The organism is Leptospira brenneri (genome assembly GCF_002812125.1).
Lineage (GTDB): Bacteria > Spirochaetota > Leptospiria > Leptospirales > Leptospiraceae > Leptospira_A > Leptospira_A brenneri.
This window is the reverse complement of the sequence record NZ_NPDQ01000005.1, coordinates 313,799-336,323: the sequence shown is the minus strand read 5'-3', so window position 1 is coordinate 336,323 and position 22,525 is coordinate 313,799. Positions and strand designations below refer to the sequence as shown.

The following is a 22,525-nucleotide window of genomic DNA, read 5'->3' as shown; positions in this document are numbered from 1 at the left end:
CGAACATAACATTAATCTCATAAATGATCTACCGTTTGGCGATCACTTTCCTCTTGTTTGTCGGGATCAGGCTACTCCGGGGTCCGCCTTCGCTTCCGTCCTTCGGACCAAGCCCGCCGTATCCTTCTCGCGGGGAGGGGTGAGTGGTATCCGAGAATTAAAAAAGAATGAAAATCAATCATCTAAATTAAGTTAGATGATTTTGCAAGGTAGATACTTTATCTGTAAATATAAATCAACATAATGATTCGCGGACTTAACCTTTCATTGGAAATAAATTATCTATAAATTTTTCTTAGTTATTCCAGAAAAGTATTTATTCGATTACGCATTACAGACCCATCAATGCCAAGTAATTCGGAATTATACCCGTCCAACTCCCGTTTGTCACAATGCAACTTCTTACATACCAAATTTAGGCGATAATTCAACTGATCCCCTACCCAAGTCGGTAATTTTTCTTGATAGGCTCGACTTCGCAATTCATTATATTGCATTTTAGCTTTATTTAAATTAAACTCGCTAAGCAATGATTCATCGACCAAAACCATATCGTATAAAAAGTTCAAATAAAAGTTATACCCTTTAACAAGCCTACTTCCTTCTATCGATTTCTTGATTGAATTTACTTGATTATTACATTTATTAAAATAAGCAGAATGAAAATTTAACAAGAAGACAAAAGCTGTCGGCTTAGCATAATCAGAATACCATCCTCTTGAAATTATATTTTCATCAATATTCTTCCATTCATCAACTGGAAAACAACTAGCCTCCATCGACTTAACTAATGTTTCGGCAGAAAAAATACTTTTATTAGTCAGAGAATATTTACTAATAATTGAATTCCTAACAAAGGAATCCTCTAATTCGAACAATGCCAAAAAGAAAAGCCGATAACTAGTAATTGAAATTCTATCATTTTCGCTAATTTTTATTGAATCCGATTGAATCTTTTGGTTAAGCCTCTCAAGTTCTTGATAAGCTTGATAATATTTACCATCTAAGGCAAGTAAATTAGCATACCTATATCTAACATAATGATCATCAGGATATCTATCTAAGTAGTCTAAAAAACTAAATTTCAATATCTCTGGGGAATATTGATAATAATCCATAAACATGTTTTTTAAATTTTCTTTTTCAGCTGACCGAGGATTTGCCGAGATGCCCAATGAAAGAGCAAATAAAAATAATCCGAGATATTTCAACTTATTCATTTATAAACTAAGACCAAATTCAAAATATAATGAGGTAGTACCATTATTCGGTTGCGTTAGATGATTTGTCCAAGAACTTGCTAGTCTATCTTGGATTAAAAGTTCTTCGAAACTTCTATTCCAGTTTTCATATACTAGCGCTCCAAACCCGAGAGAATTAGAGCTTCTTACTTTCGATTGCTGGATATACTTCAGATTAACCCCAAAATTCATAAAAAAATATTCGCTAACTTGCCAAACATAGCCAATATCAAGTCCCATATAAGGGTTTGAAGCTAGTTGATATTCAAAGGAATTTGGCGTTAACCTATTGATATCCCGAGAACCACCTATGACTCCCGTTCCAAATGTGCGATCATAAGTGATACTTTTTGATGCTGTTAAACCAGCACTAACTCCCCCATAAAAGTTTCTTTGAAAAGGAAAGTATCGATACCCAATATCAAATGGAATTGATTTAAAATCAACTTCATATGTATAATAATTAACAAATGGAAATGGAGAAATTGAAGTATCTGAATATTTTTGGCCTGAATATAAATATGCTCTAAACACAATCTGGTGAGAATCTAAAAAATTATAAAAGAATGAAACAACATTGTTATCGAAAGTTCGATAATGTCCACTTCTATCGGAATCAGAGACCCCAAATTCTCCCCCAACTAAAGGCGGCTTCCATCCTGAAATTGAAATACCCGAAACAGTAACGCCGAAACGCCCTTTTTGTCGAATACTGTCTAAGTTATCAGAGGCAAAAATTTCAGGAACCTGGATAGTGAATAAAATCAAAAAAATAAAGAAATGGAATTTATTATTGAGCATTTGTACCTTGTTCTGCTTGCTTTTTAAGTTCTTCTTTCGATGGGCAAAGCGATGTAGAAATTATTAGGGCATTTGCACCCACAGCACATTGAAGTTGGATTGTTGCGATTTCAATTGCAGTATTTTCCGCTTGAGCCTTATCCGTCTCACTCCAATAATTATTTCGCCTTATATTGTTTCGTTCCCTTAGCCTTTGTCCCTCACTTTGGATATAACAATCTTTGTAACCCGGTGTATTAAACCCAAAATAGGCCGCACAAGCAATTGCACGTCGATCATGTGCATCATTTGCTTTTCTTAAGTTTCTCCTTTGACCTGCTTCGGATGGTTTTCTTCTCATATCATTATATTGCTTACTCACCCAAGAAGCTAGATCGCTTTTTTGAATGCTTTCAAAAAAACTTCCCGTACTTAGAAGATTATCTAAATCATTCCCCTTATTCCTAGAATAATTTCCTCCACTAGCCAACCAACGAGCCCCACCATCAATTCCTCTACCAGCCTTTCTACCGGCATAATCTAGTCCACGGCCCAAACTTCGTATTTGTTGAGAAGCTATTTTCGCAGCTCCAAATACAGCGTGGAGAACCATTTGATTCAACATATGCATATAATTTGTGCTATTCCCAGTTTGATCCCGCCATGAAATCGGATTTCCTTCCACATACATCATCCGATTCATCCCCTGTTCCTTATCTGGAAATACCATACCGTCGTTACTAGCAAATCTTCCCAATGATGCATCATAGTACCTAGCCTTGTAATAGTACAACCCGCTTTCCTTATCCTCTTCTTGTCCAGTATATTTGAATTTTGTAATATCGGGCCCATAAGAATCAGTTCTTAGAATCTCTCCATAAGGTTTGTAGGTGATATGACTCTTTCCACCCCGTTCTCCCCCGGCAAGAACATTCCCATTTCCATCAGTGATCATCGTGATACTTCCCAAATGATCAGGATGGAAAAAATACATTCCAGACACTCGTGCATTACCGGAAGAAGATCCACCGCCTCCACTACCACCTTGTCCCGGTTCATCAGCAACAGATGGTGTGTCACTAGGAATTCCATTTCCAAGACCGATTAGCCAGATCGGAGTTCCCGATTCTCCCTCCGCTCCACCAAGTAACAAGGGAAAACATCCAGCTGTGGTGGTAAAAGAAAATACCACTACAAGGAGGGCTGTCCCATACCTTGGAATTTGTTTTTGGAAATAGTTTGTAAAATTCGGTAAAATAGAAATTCCAAATATGTCGTTGGAAGGTCCTCCATCGGAATCAGTTTCTGACGAAGATTCTTTGGTCTTAAACACTACCCAGAATAACAATCCTAGCAAGACAACCCAAGGTAACGCTCTATGGCCTTCTCTAATTTTACCATCGATATAGAGATTCGTATCTTCAAGGAAACTCAACAACGCAAAGTTCGTTCGATTCTTCCAATACGTATTACAATCAATATTTACATCTTTGCAGAATGGATTCACCATCCAACTGTTTGATGCCATCTGGTTTAGCAAAATTGCATCGGGACGACTGTATTGTGCTACCATATCCCCTTCCACTCCGATCACATAAAGCGTATGTTTCTCTTGTTGTCCTGGGCTACGGTGGATTTCGTAAAAGTTACCAAAACTATAGGTGGTTGTGTTCGAATTCTGAAGGGCTTTTTTAATCCTCATTCCCGAATGATCATAAGTATAATCAAACTGATCTCCACCATCTGTTTCGATGCGTTTCAGTTTGTTTTGTGCATTATAAACGAGTGTGTCACCATTACGTGTGGTCATATTCCCCATAGAATCGTAGGTATAACCAACAATTCCTGTGTTCGGACTATTCACTCTCGTCACCGCATGGATATGGTTTCCATTATCATAAGAATACGTAAAGGCTCCCTTATTTAAAAGATTTCCATTCCTATGGTAATTGTAGTTCTCCTCTCCATACTTACCAATTGCCTTTGTCACTCGGTTCAGATGGTCATATTCAAAACTTTGGTTTCGAGATTCGTTGATAAGGTCAGTGATTGCAGAAATATTCCCTCGTTTATCATATTCATATTTCATACTTTGTTCCACAGAACTGTCTTTGAGGTAAGTCACAAGTGATTGTGGTCGCATACGAAGCGGGTCATAACCTATTTTTGTTTTGATTCCGTTTCCTGTTTTACGTTCAATATAGTATTTGTTATCCTCTACCTTGGGCCCTTCATAACTCACCACCGTATGGTTTAAGCTATTCCCATCATGAGAATCCATGGTTAAAAAAGCAAGTTGCCCCGTCCCTGTGTAGTGGTTGCGGACAAGTGTACCTTCTGGGTAGGTAATGGTTTTCACTCGACCAAAAGGATCGTAGGTTCTTTGGAAAAGAACCTGAAGGTCATCAATCGTTCGTTTCTCACCAACCACATTTCCTTTTCTGTCGTAAGCAAGTTCAGTCACTCCCGATTCATCTGTCACTTTCGTCAACTTTCCGATCACATTGGTGCTAGAGACGGAATTTCCTGCATCATACTCATACACAACAGGCGTTTCATTTCCAGGATATACTTTTGTAATTCTTCCGAGTCCATCCACTTCTTTTCGAATGACGATCCCCCGAGCATCGGTTTGAGTCAGTAAATCCCCTGCCACATTATAAGTGTATATAATAGTTCCTGAATTGGAATCACTATATCTAACTTTTTTCCCACCAATATCATAACTGATTTCTGTAATCCCATTTCCAGGATCAATAATTCGTGTCATACGGTCTGCATTGTCGTATTGATAGGACATACTCTCACCCTGGCTGGTTTTTGTGGTAAGCCTTCCCCAATTGTCTTGGTTTTGCGTTTCTGTCCGAATGACCTCTGATTGGTTGGTGGTGGTAACAGCAGTAGAACGGAGACCATATACCAAACGGCTGATCTCTCCCGTAGCAGCAATGGTTTCCTTGAGGCGTTCTTGTGAATCTTCCGATTGGTTATAATAGAAAGTATAGGACCAAGCAGGTGACTCACCTGTAAAATAGGAATTAGACTTTTGGGTTTCTCGCCCTAAGGAATCATAGACACTCTCTGTGGTAGAGACGATTCCTTCCACAACGAGTGATTCCTTTTTAAGGACATTTCCCGCTAAATTCTTATATTCTTTTGTCCAAACATCCCCTTCGTCGGTATGCGTAGTTTGTTTGGTTGTAAACAGGGTTCCATCAAATCCGTATTCAATCGATTCAACTTTGTTTCCATCTAAGTAAGTGAAAGTCTTTCTTCCATATTCATCATATTCATAAGTTGTAAGATTCCCATTCGGATCTTCCATACTCAATTCCACATCAAACTTCTGATCGTATGTAGTTTTGTTCGTTTGGCCAAGTGCATTCCGAGTCAGAGTGGGTTTACTGCGAGTGACATCACCGTGTTCATAAGACAATGTTCTACCTAAAGAATCTGTAGTGCTCGCTACATTTCCAAGAGAATCATAAGAATAAAATATCGAATACCAAGCCCCAGCACCTACAAGTTTACTTTCGGAAGCCAGATCAACTCCAGTATATGTCCATTTTTTATGTTCTACCAAAGTGCCATTGACTGTCTTTTTTGATTCAATGGGTTGAGTAAGAACTTGCATTGCCAAATTCGAACCGTATGATATTTCCGATCGAGTCATTCGACCATTAAAATCTTCTTCAATGATACTAGGTTCATAAGCATGAGAGGAATCATAGACCGTATTACTGACAACTTGGTCTTTCAACTGACCATTCTCATACATATTTTTCGATCTTGAAGTTTGTAATCTGAGCTTCGTTCCAACATGGGGTTGGTAAATACTGTAGCCTAAGGATTCCATGGAGATTAACTGATCACTTCCAGTAAAGGTTTCTATACTACCAATGTATCCAGGAAAATTCGGATTTTGTAAGTAATTAGTGACTACTTTAAATCTAGGAACTCCGGCAACAAAGGACCGTTCCGAAATTGATTCAAAACCGTAATTGAAACTAGTTTCGATATCTCCAGGTTTATACCTTGAATTATAATATGAATATTCAGTTTTCTCAATGGGAAATCCCAAACCCAAAACGGACGATACTTTCGTTACAAGCATTGTGGGATAGAGATTTGGTAGAGAGGTATTATAATTCCCCCCACCTTTCACAACAGCTCCAGGAATATTTTTTTTCCAACTATATTCGATTGTTGTCTCACTTCCAGGAATATGATTAATCATCTTAGTGATTAATCCGCCGAGAGCTTGAGGAGTATTAGATAGTATCTGTCTTGTAACGGAGTTTTTTCCATATTGGTAATAAAAATCAAGAATTCCATCCTCATTTCTATCCTCAAATTGAGCACTAGAGATATCTTCTGCGTCTACCGCAAATTGGGTACGGTTTGAAAATTGGCCATTCCCATCACCAAAGTATATATGGAAATTATTCGTTCGAAATTCCTTTACAATAAAATCTATTTTACCATCTTCATTGACATCTGCAAAATCGTAACTCGCCGTGTACTTTTTATTATCATCTTCTCCTTTGGCAAATCGATCGGGTCTTACGACAGTACCAATATAATTCGAAATTATATTGGATGTATCAAATTTCCCTCCAACATTCAGAACTACCTTCACTTCATTATAGAAAGTATTTGCATCCTCAACACCATAATCAAATGGATTAAAGTGACTATTCCGATTAACGAATGAAACCAAATCAGGTAGTCCATCGCCATTCACGTCAACTAGCCAATTTTTTCCCATATAACCAACAATAGATTGAGGTAAGTCCATCAAAGATTGTGTCATTGTTCCATTAGCTAAATTAATTTTTGAAACAATGATTTGATAACTTGCTCCACTTAAGTTCACATTTCTGATTTTACTAATTTCTGCATTATATTCCGAATTATGCCTAGCGAACATTTCATTCAACACGTCTTCAGAAAATTGTTTATCAATAGATTTTTCTAATAGTTCTTTTTCTTCTGTCGTTGCCGTTCCAGGGGCTTCCACTAAAGTCCAATATAAAGGTCTGTCATCAAGAAAGACTTTTAAGGACAAATTTGTTTTTACTTCTTCCGTTACACTTTTCCCACCAATGACCAATAAAATTTCGTCTATTATTGCCTGGCGTTCTGCCTTTGCCGCATTCATTTCAAGTAAATGTCTAGCGGTTAGTTCTGCTAATTGCGATTGCTCAGATGGCTGATTAATATTGGCAATAAAGACATGTTCAGGGATTCCATCACCATCAACATCTGAAAACTGATTCATTCTATGAATTCTAAAAGGATCAGTTTGAACTGTTTCTTGCTTAGGATTCCGATTTCCACCAATCCAAACAATTTTTTCCGCTTGAAAACTCCGTCCTTGCGATAAATAAACAGAAATTCTATCATCGGCAAAATGTAAGAAATCAGTTCTCCCATCACGATTGATATCAACCAAATAATCTCTAGGTATATAATTTTCCGATAAAGTATAATTTTGAGCGTAGGGATTGAGGAGAACATTTGAAAAAACTACTGGGGAATCTAACCCACTTCCATTAGAAAAGGAAACATGCAACATACCTGCTTTTTCAAAAACGAAATCTGACTTTGTATCTCCATCAATATCACCCAAAGCGTAATATGTATTATACTTAATGGGAAAAGTCGGAGAAACAAATGATCTATTGTTTTTCAGATCATCTGTCCGAATACTAATGTTATCATTGTCCATAAAGCCAGAAAATCTAGAATATTCTGAAATTCCATCGCCGTCAAAATCTGTAGCAAAAGAAATTTTTTCAGGAGTGTTCATACCATTATTACAGCCGTCAATGTTGAAAAATAGAAACTTAGTACAGGCTAACTTTACCTCGACTAACTTCACTCCAGCTGCCCAAGCCCAACAAGCAAGTGCTCCCCAGTGACAAGCATCGCGGTTGTCATTTCCCAAAGGGTATCTCGCAATAAATTCCGTTTGGTCATTGTAGCGAGGGACAAGATTCATCGTTGCCGTAGAGTCTGTTCCGGCAGTCAAGCCACCTCCAATTACGGCAGATGAGGTTGCATGATTTATCCCCTTTCCTCTCCATGGTGCGTTAAATCCACCTTGATTTCCATTCTCAAGTTTAGATGAATATGCAGCATACAACACCTGCTTAAGAAATTCAATCATTCGATCACCGAAATCCTTTTCTTCACCATAACCTCCCGAAAGAGTGACAGCACCAGATGCTAATCTTGGCAAAACCCCTTCATGAGATTGTGAATATGAAAATTCTAAAGGTTGATGTGTAGATAAAGAAAAGAAGTTATCTTTTTCAAATTGAATTTTGGTAAGTAACGAAGACTTTGTAATACTTTGTTCTAAATAAGTTAATTCATAACTATGAACATGAGAACCCTCTGAATAAAAACGAATTTTATTTAAACGAAGATCCCGTATTACTAATTGCTTTTCATAATAATTTCTAATAAAATCATTCCGAGATTCATATTCGAAAATGACTTCCCTTTTACCTCCGGCATAAGAAATCTTTTTAAGATACAATTCTCCTCTTATGACTTCCCAATCATAATTAATAGTTTCACCATGCGGTTCTCTGACTTCTGATAGTCCCCATACTCTAACAGAACCACTGCTAGTCAATGCACTGGCTTCAGTTCCACCATAGGTATACCTTTTGCCAGTTTTATCAAAAGCGATAAACTCCGTAGGACCCAGACCAAAATCCCCCTGGGGATAAAAACCAAAAAAGCTTTCTTCCTTAGAATACAATACAGAGTTTTGACCCGCACTACTAATAAGTTGACCATGGTCAGAAGATTCAAAATGATCTGATGAGTCATATTTCAAACCAAAGGAAGGATCGCGTTTTAAGAAACTGAGACCGCTCAAAGACCAACCTTTCCCTAATAATCCATTTCCCCCTCCAGAATTATAAGACAAACTCAAACCAGGAGTCAATCCCCCCGTGCCATCAGGAACCTCCAATGGAATTGAAAATGTGGCATTCCCTCCCGAGTCAACAGATACTTCAGGCATTTGCTGAGGTAATTTTTGTCCCCCTAAAAACGACAAAAACAGAAAAGAAAATAAGATTATTAGAATTAATTTAAATATAAAATACCGCATAACCATAAAAGAATCCCACATAACAAATACAGATTATAGACTTGCCATATAACACTGATACATTTATGTTGTCAACAGTACTTTCGAATTTGAATGAAACACATTAAATTTCCTTATCTAACAATATTCATTATCCTTAATTTATGCATTTCCACCTACTTCCTGGATGCTGCCGAACTACGATTTCCCAATGGAGAAGTTTTTCATACCGAATTCGTATACGAAGACGAACGTATGCTTGTTGTTCGTTTTAAAGGTTCTGAATACAAAATTCCAAAAAAAGATTTAGAATATTATGATTTATCTAACAAGGGGCAAACAAATCATTCTTACAAAATTGCAATTTTATCCCTAAAAAATGGAAGCGTGATCAAAGGAACCATTGCAGACAAAAACAAAGATGAGGTGATCATTAAGTCGGAACTCGGTTTTTTGACTATAAACAAGAATGAAATTAAGAACGATATCCCAATAGTCGACGAACGTCCAGAGTTTCCAATTGTCTATTTAGCAAATGACAAACTAGACAACCAAACAAGGATTGGTGGGAGTTTCACCTACCTGCCATTATTTCCTCCGCTTGGCAACCAAACTCCACCTCTTTATGGACTTTCGATCTTCACTGAACCTGCATTTTTACGGTTTAAAAATACGTATCAATTAGGATTTAAATTCGAGTATTTACAATCTACGGGTCCAATCAAAGAAGTCACATCGCAATCGGGATACGTCTACCTCCACCAATCCAAGACTTTTAACTCAAATCCTTTATTAGATTTTTATGGAATTGTAGGAATAGGAATGTCTTCTCTTTCCTATCGCTTTGATCAAAACAACGCGAAAATAGGCTCCAATCCTTCCGCATATCTTGAACTAGGTTGGCAAGGACTCAAATACGGTCCTTCATTCTATAGGATTGGCTGGAAGAACTTATGTTTTTTCGAAATAGAAAAAATCCATTGTGGTTCCGGACTCGAAATATCAGGAGGAATTAATTTCTAATGAAGAATCACCTCTTTTTATTATCAATCATTATCACTAGTTTTATTTATAATTGCTCAAACTCCCTCTCCGACGGAGGAAAAGCAAATACTGCCAAAATTGAATGGCAAGTGGTTTCAGGCATTTCTACCAATTCGGCAATTGTTAGCTGGAAATGTTCAGGTAAAGTTCCAGGGTTTCTTGTGACAACTGGTCCTAATTACAATAATGTAGATACATCCTTTTTGGATAACGAAGTTCATGCGGTTGCCCTATCCAACTTAATTACCGATTCAGAATATAGATATGTTCCTTCCTGTGGTACAAAAGAAATCGGAATAGGTATTCCCTCTACATTTAAAACTCTTTCAGACAATGCAGTCATTTTCCGTCGGAGTATTTGGATCATTGGGGGTATTGGTTCCGATAAAAATGCAGTCAGTGAAATCGACTATTTCGATCCAGTGGAAAATATATGGCACCCTGCTGTTACCACCGTTCCAACCCCAAGACTAAATGCTCAAATCGTATCTTTCAAAAACAAAATCTATGTAATTGGCGGAATGGTTAAAAACGGAGCAGTTTACACAATGAGTCGATTGGTTGAGGCTTACGATCCAATCACTAATACTTGGAATAAAAATCTATCTGATATGCCATCAACATTACAAGGTGGTGTCATCGGTTCCTTTGATGAAGAGATAGTCATACTAGGTGGCACAACTACCAGTGACATGACCACAGGAACCATCTTTAATACGATTTACAAGTTTTACCCCAGTATCGGAACGACTGGAACTTGGGTTAGTTTGTTATCTAGTACAAATATTTTCCCTCGTATCGATATGGCTGGATGCACGTACAATGGAAGTTTAGTTTTTACTGGCGGAAGATTCTATTCTGATGGGCTAGCTTATGCAACAACGGATGCTTATGCTCCATCACTCAATTCAACCTCAGGTAAAATTGAAGCATCTATTTCATTAGCTCGACATGGTTCTGGATATGCTTGTTATAGACCGATTTCCACTGATCCGTATCCAACAGATACTCCTACTTTGTTTGTTGCAGGAGGTTCCACAGGAACAAATATTTCACAACCTGTGACCGCGGTAACTAATTCAAATCGTTTTGAATATTCTTATTTAGGGAATGCATCTAACGCCTTCGTTACAGGTTCGAATACACCAATAGCACTCTATTATCCAGCCATGGAAATCTCATATGAAAAAAGAAAACTATACCTTTTGGGTGGTGCTTCGGAATTCAATTTACCAATCGACCAAGTTTACTCTTTAGATTTAGCGAACCCTGGCGGAAACCCTTGGGTTCCAGAAACCCTCAATATGCCAAGAAGTCGCTTCGGCCATAAAGCAGTTATTTTGAGCAGGTAAACATGAAAAAGATTTTTATATTTTGTATCTTTCTCGTTAGTTCGTATCTATCAGCAGAATCTATTTCAATCTCCGAAGAAGATATTTTTCTCTACAGACATAGCCTAAAAGAAAAGAAATTTTCAGAAGCAGGTGATCTTCTTGGTAAATTCCAAAATTCGAAAATAGACCAAACCAAACTAGAACTGTTAGAAACTGAATTATGGATTGCTAAAGGTGAAGATCTTTATTCAAAAAAACAGTATAAGTCGGCATTCCCTTATTATAGTGATGCCTATGCGCGCTGGAGAACAAATCCCATAATAAAAGAAAGATATACAGAACTTTCTGGAAAACTACTGCATGACGAAGAATTACCAAAACAAGTGGCAACTTTGAAAACAGTGAAACAGACACCCGATAAAGAAAAGGATTTTGTTTATTTACCATCCAATGCTGAAGCTTATTTCATTATCAATAGCTTTCGTATTGGAGAATTAGAAGATCAAACCAAGATTATTTACGGAATTGGTGGTTCTATATTTACACTTTTATTAATACAAGTCATCATAAACTTAATTTTATTAATTAAAAAATAACTTTTTTTGATTTTAAACACAGAAGTCTGCGCAAAAATAAAATTAATATAGTTTAACCTTAATTACTTCCTGTTGTAAATATCAACTTATAGATCACAATGCATTCCCTTTATCGACTTTGTTTTAATATAAAGAGGTAAACCAATAACATCAGATAAAATCGTATTTAAATAGAGATGTATATAGATCTTCCCTAACAAAAAAGAAGATCATAAATAAACAGTGCCTCGTTCGTTAAAACAAACCCAAAAAAGAACACTTAGTCAATTTCGCCGAACACTCATCCCACAAAACACTTCGGAATTTGAGACCGATTCCCAAAACCAAATCCCTTTTTTTGCAGGACGAATTCAAACACTGTTCTGTTACAAATTTTTCTCTTCTTTAGAAAAAATCCATCGAACAATTTTTAGGCAAAAACATTGACTGACTAGTCAGTATCTTTGTTATGGACATAAGGGGTAGAAATGTTCTTTGCTGTTGTCGTCATTCTGTCTGCAGTTTACGCCATCTCCCTTGGTGTTCCCGACCTAGCCTTCCCACAAGGGGACGAGATCATGCACATCCGCTCCGTTAGGGAAAGTTTGGAAGCCGGAAGTTACACCCTTCCCGTTTTGTCTGGCCTACCCAATCCTTACAAACCACCGCTTCTATTTTGGTTAGGAATCTTCTTTGACCGAATTTTTGGTGTCAGTTATTTATCAGAACGTCTGGTTTCTTTTTTGTTTGGGATTGGGACTTTGACTCTTTTCTACAAACTTTACTTTGACCTCAGTAAATCAGAAAGAGAAACAAAACTAGCGACTCTCATTTTTGCATTTTCATTTCTCTCACTCAAATTTTTCGGACTTCTGATGATGGAAGGGGCAATGGTGTTTTTTACCTTGCTTTATATATTTTTCTTTTACCTCTCTAAGAAAAAAAGGAACTTAACTTATGTTTCGTTAGGAAGTTTTTTTGTTGGATTTGGGTATCTACTAAAAGGCCCGATCCTTCATATCTACATCGTTCTATTTTTGTTAAGTTTCCTATACATCAGAATGGTTCGTGTGAGAAAAGGTAAGTTCAAAATTTCCTTCCTACCCTTAAAAGAAGAAAGATCAACCCTCTTAGCATTTGGGTTTTCTTTCATCATACCTATCCTTTGGATTTCTTATTTATATGTATTTGCAAATTCAGGAAAAGAGTTATTACGGTTTTTCTTCATTACAGAAAATATGGGGAAATTTTATGCTGCTAACCAATCCGGTTTGAGAATTTGGGGTGGATGGCTTTTATATACAATCCCATTCACCATTCCCATTTTACATATTCTTTGGCTTAGTTTAAAAAAATCTTCGAAAGTAAAAAATCAATCTTTGGTGATGGTTGCCTTGGTTTTTCTACTTTTCGTTACCATTTTCCATCTAATGCCCAATAGAAAAGATCCCTATTATGTAACTCCATTTGTTGCATTGTTATTTTTACTTCCTGCAATGAGAAAAACAAACTGGGAAACACTCATCCTTTCTCGATTCAATCAATACTCTATCCCTATCATCTATTTTCTATTTATAGCAATAGCAGTAGTGTTAAGATTACCTCTCTTATTTGCAATTTCGCTTTTAGGAATCATTGTTACACTGAGTATCATTCCTACAAATATAAACAAAAAAGTAAAATTTTATGGAACCTTAGTTCCCCAACTGTTTTTAGTTCCGATCACTATGGCTTTTCTTTTAAAACCAATGTCTGATCCTGATATCACAAAACAGAACATAGTCGCAGAGGGAAAAGAAATTTGTGTGATCGCAGAAAATCCATGGACTGCCATGGACGTACAAAACAAACTAAAAAATACTAAAGTAAGTTTTGCATTGCCTCTGACTTACAAAGAAACCTGCCCAAGTTCCAAAGTCTTAATTAATTTTAGTGAATCAACAATAATCACAGAAGATTGGGAAAAGGTTAGTTCTTGGTTTCAATGGAAAAGCCATCTATCTCTAGATTCTGGCCGAGCCATTCGTGCCATCTTAAAGATGGATAAACGTTCCTTTCAATCAGAAGTAAACGTTTGGAATAAAAGAGGGAATCTATGAAAAAATACGGAATCCTTCTTCTCCTACTCGCCATTGTTTCTCTTTGGGACATCTCCAAAGACAATGCTCCTAAATTCGGACAGAAAGCAAAGGTCGAACAATCGAGCGAATGTAAATTGCTTTGCGAGAAAGCAAGTCTTTGTCTATCAGAAGACCAAAAGAAAGCACAAGATCCGAAGATGTATCAGTTTGCTTGTGAGATTCTTTGCACCAAACAATATCAAATGTTTGCGGGATGTTCCAAGGCCATTGCTGAATCCTGCACTAGTGGCGAGTTATGTATCAAAAATCAAACAAAGGGGCTTTTTTAAAAACAAAAGAAGTTAAATGACCAGTCATGCAAAATAAAACAAGTATCATTCTCCCAACGTATAACGAAGCCGGTAATATCAAAAACTGTGCAGAAACCATTTCTAAAATTCTAGAAAAGGAATCCATGGATTTTGAAATCGTGATTGTGGACGATAACTCTCCAGATGGAACCTTTGAAGTTGCTAAAGTTCTTGCTGAATACGACAAAAGGATCAAACCCTTTGTTCGTACAACAGAAAGAGGTCTTAGTTCTGCTGTCACTTACGGGTATGGAAAAGCAGAAGGCGAAAATTTAGTAGTGGTCGATGCCGATTTCCAACATGACTATACAAAAATTCCGGATGTCATCCGCCTCTTAAATGAAAACGATATCGTTGTTGCCACAAGAAGAAGTTCTGATGGTGGATACGGAAACTTCCCTATTTTTAGAAAGTTGGCAAGTCAGTTTGCAACTAAGATTTCTGAATGGTTATTCCCTGTTCCCATTTCCGATCCTATGAGTGGATTTTTTGGAATCAGAAAATCAATTTATTTAGAAACCAAAGGAAAACTTCACCCTCGTGGTTATAAAATTCTTTTTGAAATTTTAGGTTCTGTTCGGACTGAAAAAATTGCAGAAGTGGGTTATACCTTTGGACTACGCACTTGGGGACAATCGAAATTAGATTCTGGTGTGATCTTTTATTTTATTTGGGATTTGATTTCTATCAAATGGAACCAGTGGAGGTCTAGTCACTCTTTCCAATTCAGATCGAAAAGAAGAAATTCACATATCCATCCATAAGTAAAACTTTAGGTTGGATTCGAAAAAAATTGAGATATAAAAAATATTTCGATTCGTTTTTCTTTTTCAAACTCTCAGGTATTTTTTTCTTTTACCGTCCATTATTTTGTGAGGGAAAACATGGTCACAAAAACTGTAGAGGAAAATTGTTATCGCATTGAGTCCAACCATTTGGACTTATACTCTGCGGCAAGTTTAGAAGAAGATATGACGAGTATTTTCCAAAAGGGAGTCACTTCCCTTTACTTGGATTTTTCCAATGTAGAAGAAGTGTCCTCTTCGGTTCTAGGACTCCTTCTCTACAAAAAAATGGTCTATCGGAAACAAGGTGTTAGTTTGTTTCTGATCAATGTCAATCCACAAGTTTTTAAAATCTTAAAAATTCTAAACTTAAACGGACATTTACTTCCTTAATTTAGGTTTCAAACACAAACCCAGAGTGTTCCTTCAAATAAATCCTTTCCCCTTTGACCTCTACTCCTCCAAATTGATACAATAACTGACTTCCCTTCGGGAGGAGTTCCTCGATTTGATTTTCTCCAAAGTTTAAAAATACCGTCACAACTTTTTTACCAAGAATCCTTTCAAAACAAAGTAGATCCACATGGTTTGTCGTTTTTGTTTTGATACTTCCTTCTTTTAAAATACGAGAACTCTTTCTTAAATGAAATAATTGTCTATAATGATTCCATAAAGAATCTTCCACTGTTTTCTGAACCTTTACCGATTCAGATGGTTTAAATTTCCCAACTGGTAACCATGGTTTCCCTTTTGAAAATCCGGCCCCATCTGTTTCATCCCATAACATGGGCAGACGACAATTGTCTCTATTGATATAGATCTCAAGTAAATTAGATAAAAACAAAGGCACAAACCGGTTCATTTTTGCAATTGGATCTTTTCCAAAAAAATTAGATATCCGACCTTCTTTCCTTCCAATTTCATCTCCGTAATAGACAACAGGAATTCCTCTTGCTAAAAACTGAAAAGCGGAAAGAATTTTTGCTTTTTTCACATCTCCACCTAACCTATCAATGAACCTCCTTTGGTCATGGTTTCCCAAAACATAAGTGGGTGTCAGAGGTGTTGGAAATTCCTTTTCATTTTTTTCCAAAAGATCTTTAAAAAACTTAGCTTGGTATTTAAAATGAATTAGTTCAAACTGAAAGACAAGGCTCAGGCCATCTGCTTTTTCTCCCAAAAAAGATTTCAGAACGGAATCAGAACCACTTACTTCCCCAATCAGAAAAGGTTTTTGTTTGTATTTGGATATATGTTTACGAACTTCTTTGGCAAACTGAAACGATTCAGGTAAATTTAGATTGTATAGTTTCTTTTGAAAGAACGCCTCATCATGGTTATCTGGTGTTGGAAAAAATCTTAAACTAGAAGGATTGTCGCGAAAACTTTCATCTTTATAAATGGAATTAAAGATATCCAGTCGAAATCCATCCACTCCCTTACTAAGCCAAAAGTCAAGAACCCCAAACATTGTTTTTTTGACCTTGGGGTTACGATAATTCAAGTCTGGTTGGAAAGATAAAAAATTGCTATAGTAAGATTCATCCGTTGTCTCATCATAATTCCAACCAGAAGTTCCCACCATAGAAATCCAATTGTTTGGTTTCTTTTTGGAACCCTTTCGCCAGATATAAAAATCTCGTTTGGGATTCTCTTTGGATGATTTGGATTCCAAAAACCATGGGTGTTTGTCTGAGGTATGGTTCATCACCATATCCAGAACAATCTTCATCTTACGTTTATGGATTTCTTTGATGAGTTTGTCACAATCAGCCATGGTTCCAAAGCGGGGATCAATGGCTGTGTAGTCAGAAATATCATATCCGAAATCCTCACCAGGACTTCTGTAAAAAGGAGAGAACCAAATGGTTTCGACACCTAATTCTTGGATCTCATCCAATCGCCCAAGAATCCCAGGTAAATCACCGATCCCGTCCCCGTTGGAATCCTGAAAGGACCAAGGGTAAATTTGATAAATTGAAGTTTGTTTCCACCATTCCATTTTGTTTTCCATGACTTTTCTAAAACTTTCTCGTTATTTCAGTTGCCTCTAACCGAAAACTCAAATTTCTGTTCTTTATACAAGCAGGTAGCAATGGATAAAGAAAAAATCAAACTTTCCGGTTTCAACAATCTGACAAAAGTTTTGAGTTTTAACCTCTACGATTTTTGCATCACTTTGGATGACGAACAAAAAGGTAGATACGTAAGTTATATCCACGACAAATACAACGCTAGCAAAATTACAGAGATCTCCAAAGAGATTGTCAAAAGAATTGATGCCAATATTCTTTCTGTCTCGGCACAAGACTACGATCCTGTAGGTGCTTCTGCTATGGTTCTCATGAGTGATGTCAAAGGGGGAGGAAATCCTATCCCGTCCACGCAGGTGAGTATGCACCTAGACAAATCACATATCACAGTACATACCTATCCTGATGCGGCTGATCCCGATGGAATTTGTTCCTTTCGTGTGGACATTGACATTTCTACTTGCGGGGAGATCATTCCCCTTGACTCAATCAACTTTCTATTTGAAGCCTTTGAGTGTGACGTAGTTTATATTGATTATGTAGTACGTGGATACACACGCCTTGCGGATGGAAGAAAGATTTATAACGACCACCACTTTAATTCTATTTTGGACTTTGTAAAACCAGAACTAAAAAGAAATTATACATTTCTTTCTGACATCAATATGCCTCAAGACAATACTTGGCAAACCAAGATGATGATTAAAGAATTAGGACCAGAAAATTACCTTTTAAACCCTGAAGACATTTCACATCCAGATGTTCCTAACAAAATGAAACTCCTTCGTGAAGAAATGAAAGAAGTTTACCACATGATCCACTAACTCAAAGTTAGTGGATACCAACACCAAGTTCTCTCTGAATTTCTAACCATTCTTTCTCACCCAATTTTGGTAAAAGATGCATTTTATTTCGATTGGGTGGAATTAAAAAAAACTGAGTTCCATGTTCATCTCTTCTTTTTAAAGAAGGATGGATTGGCATATAAGCTCCTAACTTTCGATAAAAAAGAATCTCTTCTTCCGATTCAGGTCTTAATGCTTTGATTTCTAGGCTCTTTTGGTAATACGCTAAATAAGATTCGATGGTTTCTTCCGATTCACTAGGGTCTGTGACTAAAAAATAAAAGGACGATTTTACTTCAGGAAATCTTTCCCCAAACCGACGAAGGGCCTCGAGGGCCAAGGGGCATTTTTTTCCACACCCAACAAGCCCCGGATAAATCCAAATCCAAACATCTTTTGGTTCTGTTTTAAACCTTTCTGTACAAAATGTACAATCTACAGACCGACTTTTCCCGCCAAAGTAAACAATGGCTAAACTAAGAGAGATCAGTAAAAAACTGGCAAAGATTAATAATCCAAACCTTTGAAAGAATTTTTTACTTTTTATCATGACCAATCATAGCAGCCAAGGTTTCAACCGATCCCTTGAGGCCATGGAAAATCACGTTTCCTTTTTCAATGAGAGAAATCATTTGGGAACTCGTACCTAAATTGGTTTGTGTTTTGACATTTAAGTCAATGATCGAATTGGAAATATCATCCATACTTGTGGATTGTTCCTTACTAGAAACCTGCATCTCTTGGGCAATCTGTTCCAAAGTAGCAAGCGCATTTTCTTGCCTTTCAAAGGCAGAAAGAGTATCGGTAATCTGACCTGTCAATTCCCCCATTCCTATTTCCGATGCAAGGATGGATTTCACAAAACTTTGAACGGTTTGGTTGATTTGATTGGATTGTGTAAAACTGATTTGGATGGCTGATTTTATTTTTCCTGAGATGGAAGATATATTCTTCGTAGCTTCTGCAGTTGAATCCGCGAGTTTCGATATCTCAGAAGCCACTACAGCAAATCCTCTACCAGCATCACCGGCCCTCGCTGCCTCGATGGATGCATTTAAGGAAAGTAAATTTACTTTTTCGGCAATGTCGGAGATGAGGTCGAGTATCTCTTCCATCTTCTCCGAATCATCCACGGCAACTTCCATCGATTGGTAAAGACCAGTAAACTCACTTTCCGTTTTTTTCACACTATCAGCAGACTCTTGGATTTTAGCGCGCATCTTATCCAAAGAAGTTACAAATCCTTGGCTCAGTACAAATAAGTTGTGATTTAGTACTTCAACGGCTTTCACTTCGCTAATCTGCCGATCAGAACCTTCTAAAATCAATTGGCTGGAAGCTGCAGTTTCTTCGGTGGCAGCAGAGATCGCTTCAATAGAAGAAGATTGTGTTTTGAATGAGGTTTCAAACGCATGCACTTTCTCGGAGATCAAACTAGAATTTTCTACAAAGGTTTTGGTTCCCGAAGAAACTTTCTCTATCGCGGCAGTCACTCCTGCCATTACGGTTTCTAAATTTGATTGTGTTTCGATTTGTTTTTTCAGTTCTAAAACGGAACGATAAGAAAAATAAATCAGAATCCCTGTTTCAAACACAACAAATAAGGCATGGGTAAGAACAATATCAAGACCAGTTCCATAACTATAAACCATAACCTTGGTATTAAAAAAAACATATCCGAACTCTTGGATGTAATTACCAACTAAGTGGTGTATGGCGATTGTAAGGGCTGCGACAAGAAGAACTCTCCAATCCTCATAAACAAATAAAATAGCAAGCGCACTGAATACATGAAAGTGCATTTCAATCCGACCAAATTGAGCCTGGATCAAAATAGCGCTAAACATCATTAGGGTAGCACCGTTCCAGGCTCTTAAAAAGAAGGATCCTCGTCCCAACCGATAAAACACAAAGGAAACTAGGGAAAGAACGATTGCCGACAAGGTGACCACAGTTGTCGCACCATAACCTAAAGAGAGAAAAAAAACAAGAGGAGTGTGTGCCAGGATTGCCCAGAGAAAAAATGTATCTACTTTCTTTTGGCGTTCGAGTAGAACCGCAGCCAATTTATTGTCCATATATTAGTAGACGAAAAAAAGGAAGCCCTAAAACCAAACTTTCTCTCTTGATTTGTCGAAAATAGATTTTGATAGTTGTTTGCAGAAGGTATATTTTGGAACCATTCTCAGAACCCACAAATTCGGATACACCACTCACTGGTGAAGCAGCGGAACCTTCATTTTTCATCCCGCTACCTAAAAACATTGCAAGCTATTCCCTAACTTCGCAGGCAATTTTAGAGGAACTCCGAGTGCGCCATAGACGGATCGAAATGCATGGCAGTGCAGAAATCACCCCCTCTTTATTTTTAACCGTAGACTCGATACCTGAATTACTCTCAAGACAAGTACAACTCACCGATTCTCATAAATCACAAGGGATGATTATGGAGGCCTTCAAAGAACTGGCAGGTCTTACCGAACACAATAAAGAAGCCGTTGTTTACTTTTATCCTTTTTTTTTGCTAGTGGACCAAAAACTCACCATGCGAGTGAGTATGATTGCTCCGCAAAACAAAGAACGAACGGATATTATACCGTTTCGCAGAGCTTTTTTCAAATACAGCGTTGACCTCATCGATCAACTTTTTAAATCAAGAGCGGGAAGGGAATTTGTGTTAGATGAAGAAAACCCAGGAGCCGGTCTTGTTCGTTCTGACCAAAAAGGAAATACTTATTTTTTTCCAACTAAGCTCAGTTATGAAAGCGAACTTGAAGCCATGATTCGAAAAACGATGGAATCCTTTGGATACATTCCAATGAAAGATTTTGTTTTGGATGTAATCACAAGAGGAAAGGAAACAGCTAAACTAGTAGAGATCATTCCTGGATACCATCTCATTTTACCACAAGGGTCACATAATCCAGAATATGCTCGTCACCTAGCAGTACAACTAAATGGGTTAAAAAACTTTTCTTTTCCCTATCTCAAACGTTATTCTATAGAAAATAAATACTCCAGTTTTTTAGAAAAACTAAACGATCTAGAATCCAAATTACCTACGAAAACGGATGACCTTCTAAAAACAGGCATCGACTTTGTTCCAGAAATCACTTCCCTATTACAAGAATTCCCTTTTGAAAAAATAACCACAGAAGAAGGAAAACGTGTAGGGAATGGGATCAGAGAAAGTTTAATCATTTTAGATAAACTTCAAAAACGCCTAAAGGATCAAAAAAATGAAAATGCCGAAGAGGCGGTGGCCTCACTCATCAAACTTCTTGGAACCAAAATCGAAGACAATACAGCAAACACCCTCACGCTTACAAAACTGGATTTGAATGCAGAAGTAAAAACACTAGGTTTGAAACAAGAATCAGAAATTGCAAAAGCCATTTCCCAAATGATAAACTCTCTTTCCGAAACCTATGGATGTTTGGAAATGAAAGAACCATCCTTTCATATTCTATTTGCTTTGGATCAGAAAAAACTTTCCAAGGTAGAGGCAAATACACTCAGTCTCGCCAAAACCGATTCCAATTATCGAAACGAACTTCCCATCCTAGACCAAATTCGTGTGATTTTAAAAAATAGATCTGACGAAAACATAGACAAAGAAGAAATTCCAGAAATTCTTAAAGAAGAAGAAACTGATTCCAACTCAGTACAAAGCCAAGAACCCAGAATTTCTTTTTCAGCCCTCCAAGAAAAGTTTCATGTTCCCATTGGAGTTTTTAGTTTTCTTGCCTTAGCTTCTTTAACCACAGTGGTTTCTTTACTACTCGGAACCTTGGAATACATAGCCAATGGTTTTTTCTTAAGTTTTTTTGTCGGACTCACCTTGGGTTATCTCTATCGTAAAGATGAAAAAAAGAAACAAGTCCCAGAAAAAGGGATAACCACCGCTCCAAAAGAAAACAGATCTCTAGGGATTGCAAAGGCTGCGGAGAGTTTCATTTACCCCAAAAAATTCAATAGCATCGCAGAGAAGGTTTACGATTCAAAACGCCTACGGAATCATATTGAAGATTGTGTAGAGGATATCAAAGTCCATTTATCAGCGGCAGATCAAAAAAAAGAATCCAATAAAATTGTGGCAGAGATTGAACATGCCATCTTACAAATCTCCGTAGTGATGAAAATTCCAGAAGCCATCCAATTAAAAAATAGACCGAAAGAACTCATTCTCTCCAAAGCAGACTTTCGCACTATTTTATTTCGAACCCAACTTGCCGAGTATTACAGAAAAGAAGCAAGTATCTATAAATCGGATCGAGACCAAATGGATTATATCCAGTTTATCATTCGAGAATTAGAATTTGGCTATAATAAATATTTGAAATGAT

At 37.1% G+C, this 22,525-nt stretch carries 15 protein-coding genes; 9 read left to right on the top strand and 6 right to left on the bottom strand.

Features of this window, described 5'->3' with window-relative positions; genetic code table 11:
* Positions 1–299: 299 nt before the first annotated feature.
* From CH361_RS13015 to CH361_RS13005, 3 genes are read right to left on the bottom strand one after another with little or no spacing between them, the layout of a single operon-like run.
* Positions 300–1,220 (bottom strand): hypothetical protein, encoded by a 921-nt coding sequence (locus CH361_RS13015; protein WP_100791228.1) that lies wholly within the window; start codon positions 1,218–1,220, stop codon positions 300–302.
* Positions 1,221–2,042: a hypothetical protein gene (locus CH361_RS13010; protein WP_100791227.1), complete on the bottom strand. Its 822-nt coding sequence runs from the start codon at positions 2,040–2,042 to the stop codon at positions 1,221–1,223. It abuts the gene before it with no gap.
* Positions 2,032–9,063 carry an RHS repeat-associated core domain-containing protein gene (locus CH361_RS13005; protein ID WP_165782268.1) on the bottom strand — a complete coding sequence of 2,344 codons (7,032 nt, stop codon included), beginning with the start codon at positions 9,061–9,063 and terminating at the stop codon, positions 2,032–2,034. Before CH361_RS13005 ends, CH361_RS13010 begins: the two co-directional genes overlap by 11 nt.
* A gap of 183 nt (positions 9,064–9,246) precedes the next feature.
* Here CH361_RS13005 and CH361_RS13000 point away from each other — a divergent pair, with 183 nt between their 5' ends.
* The 7 genes from CH361_RS13000 to CH361_RS12965 all read left to right on the top strand — a co-directional run bounded on the left by CH361_RS13000 (position 9,247) and on the right by CH361_RS12965 (position 15,694).
* A complete protein-coding gene (locus CH361_RS13000) occupies positions 9,247–10,155 on the top strand; it encodes an LA_3334 family protein (RefSeq protein WP_100791225.1) in 909 nt (302 codons plus the stop codon).
* Positions 10,155–11,528 carry a Kelch repeat-containing protein gene (locus tag CH361_RS12995; protein WP_100791224.1) on the top strand — a complete coding sequence of 458 codons (1,374 nt, stop codon included), beginning with the start codon at positions 10,155–10,157 and terminating at the stop codon, positions 11,526–11,528. Before CH361_RS13000 ends, CH361_RS12995 begins: the two co-directional genes overlap by 1 nt.
* A gap of 2 nt (positions 11,529–11,530) precedes the next feature.
* Positions 11,531–12,106 carry a hypothetical protein gene (locus CH361_RS12990; protein ID WP_100791223.1) on the top strand — a complete coding sequence of 192 codons (576 nt, stop codon included), beginning with the start codon at positions 11,531–11,533 and terminating at the stop codon, positions 12,104–12,106.
* A gap of 467 nt (positions 12,107–12,573) precedes the next feature.
* Positions 12,574–14,184: an ArnT family glycosyltransferase gene (locus CH361_RS12980; RefSeq protein ID WP_100791221.1), complete on the top strand. Its 1,611-nt coding sequence runs from the start codon at positions 12,574–12,576 to the stop codon at positions 14,182–14,184.
* Positions 14,181–14,495 carry a hypothetical protein gene (locus CH361_RS12975; protein WP_100791220.1) on the top strand — a complete coding sequence of 105 codons (315 nt, stop codon included), beginning with the start codon at positions 14,181–14,183 and terminating at the stop codon, positions 14,493–14,495. Before CH361_RS12980 ends, CH361_RS12975 begins: the two co-directional genes overlap by 4 nt.
* Positions 14,496–14,521: 26 nt before the next feature.
* Positions 14,522–15,280: a polyprenol monophosphomannose synthase gene (locus CH361_RS12970; RefSeq protein ID WP_100791219.1), complete on the top strand. Its 759-nt coding sequence runs from the start codon at positions 14,522–14,524 to the stop codon at positions 15,278–15,280.
* A gap of 120 nt (positions 15,281–15,400) precedes the next feature.
* Positions 15,401–15,694 carry an STAS domain-containing protein gene (locus CH361_RS12965; RefSeq protein WP_100791218.1) on the top strand — a complete coding sequence of 98 codons (294 nt, stop codon included), beginning with the start codon at positions 15,401–15,403 and terminating at the stop codon, positions 15,692–15,694.
* Between the two features lies 1 nt (position 15,695).
* On the opposite strand, the gene CH361_RS12960 is transcribed toward CH361_RS12965, so the two are convergent.
* Positions 15,696–17,315, bottom strand: a complete 1,620-nt coding sequence (locus tag CH361_RS12960) for an alpha-glucosidase (protein ID WP_100791217.1) — start codon at positions 17,313–17,315, stop codon at positions 15,696–15,698.
* Positions 17,316–17,396: 81 nt separating this feature from the next.
* On the opposite strand from CH361_RS12960, the gene speD reads away from it, so the two are divergent.
* A complete protein-coding gene (speD, locus tag CH361_RS12955; RefSeq protein ID WP_100791216.1) occupies positions 17,397–18,158 on the top strand; it encodes an adenosylmethionine decarboxylase in 762 nt (253 codons plus the stop codon).
* Positions 18,159–18,165: 7 nt separating this feature from the next.
* On the opposite strand, the gene CH361_RS12950 is transcribed toward speD, so the two are convergent.
* The gene (locus tag CH361_RS12950) at positions 18,166–18,729 is read right to left on the bottom strand and encodes a hypothetical protein (protein ID WP_100791215.1); all 564 of its coding nucleotides are present in this window, start codon (positions 18,727–18,729) and stop codon (positions 18,166–18,168) included.
* Positions 18,716–20,245: a methyl-accepting chemotaxis protein gene (locus CH361_RS12945; RefSeq protein WP_100791280.1), complete on the bottom strand. Its 1,530-nt coding sequence runs from the start codon at positions 20,243–20,245 to the stop codon at positions 18,716–18,718. The genes CH361_RS12950 and CH361_RS12945 overlap by 14 nt, the downstream gene beginning before the upstream one ends.
* 107 nt (positions 20,246–20,352) lie before the next feature.
* On the opposite strand from CH361_RS12945, the gene CH361_RS12940 reads away from it, so the two are divergent.
* Positions 20,353–22,524, top strand: a complete 2,172-nt coding sequence (locus tag CH361_RS12940; protein WP_100791214.1) for a hypothetical protein — start codon at positions 20,353–20,355, stop codon at positions 22,522–22,524.
* The last annotated feature ends 1 nt before the right edge of the window (position 22,525 follow it).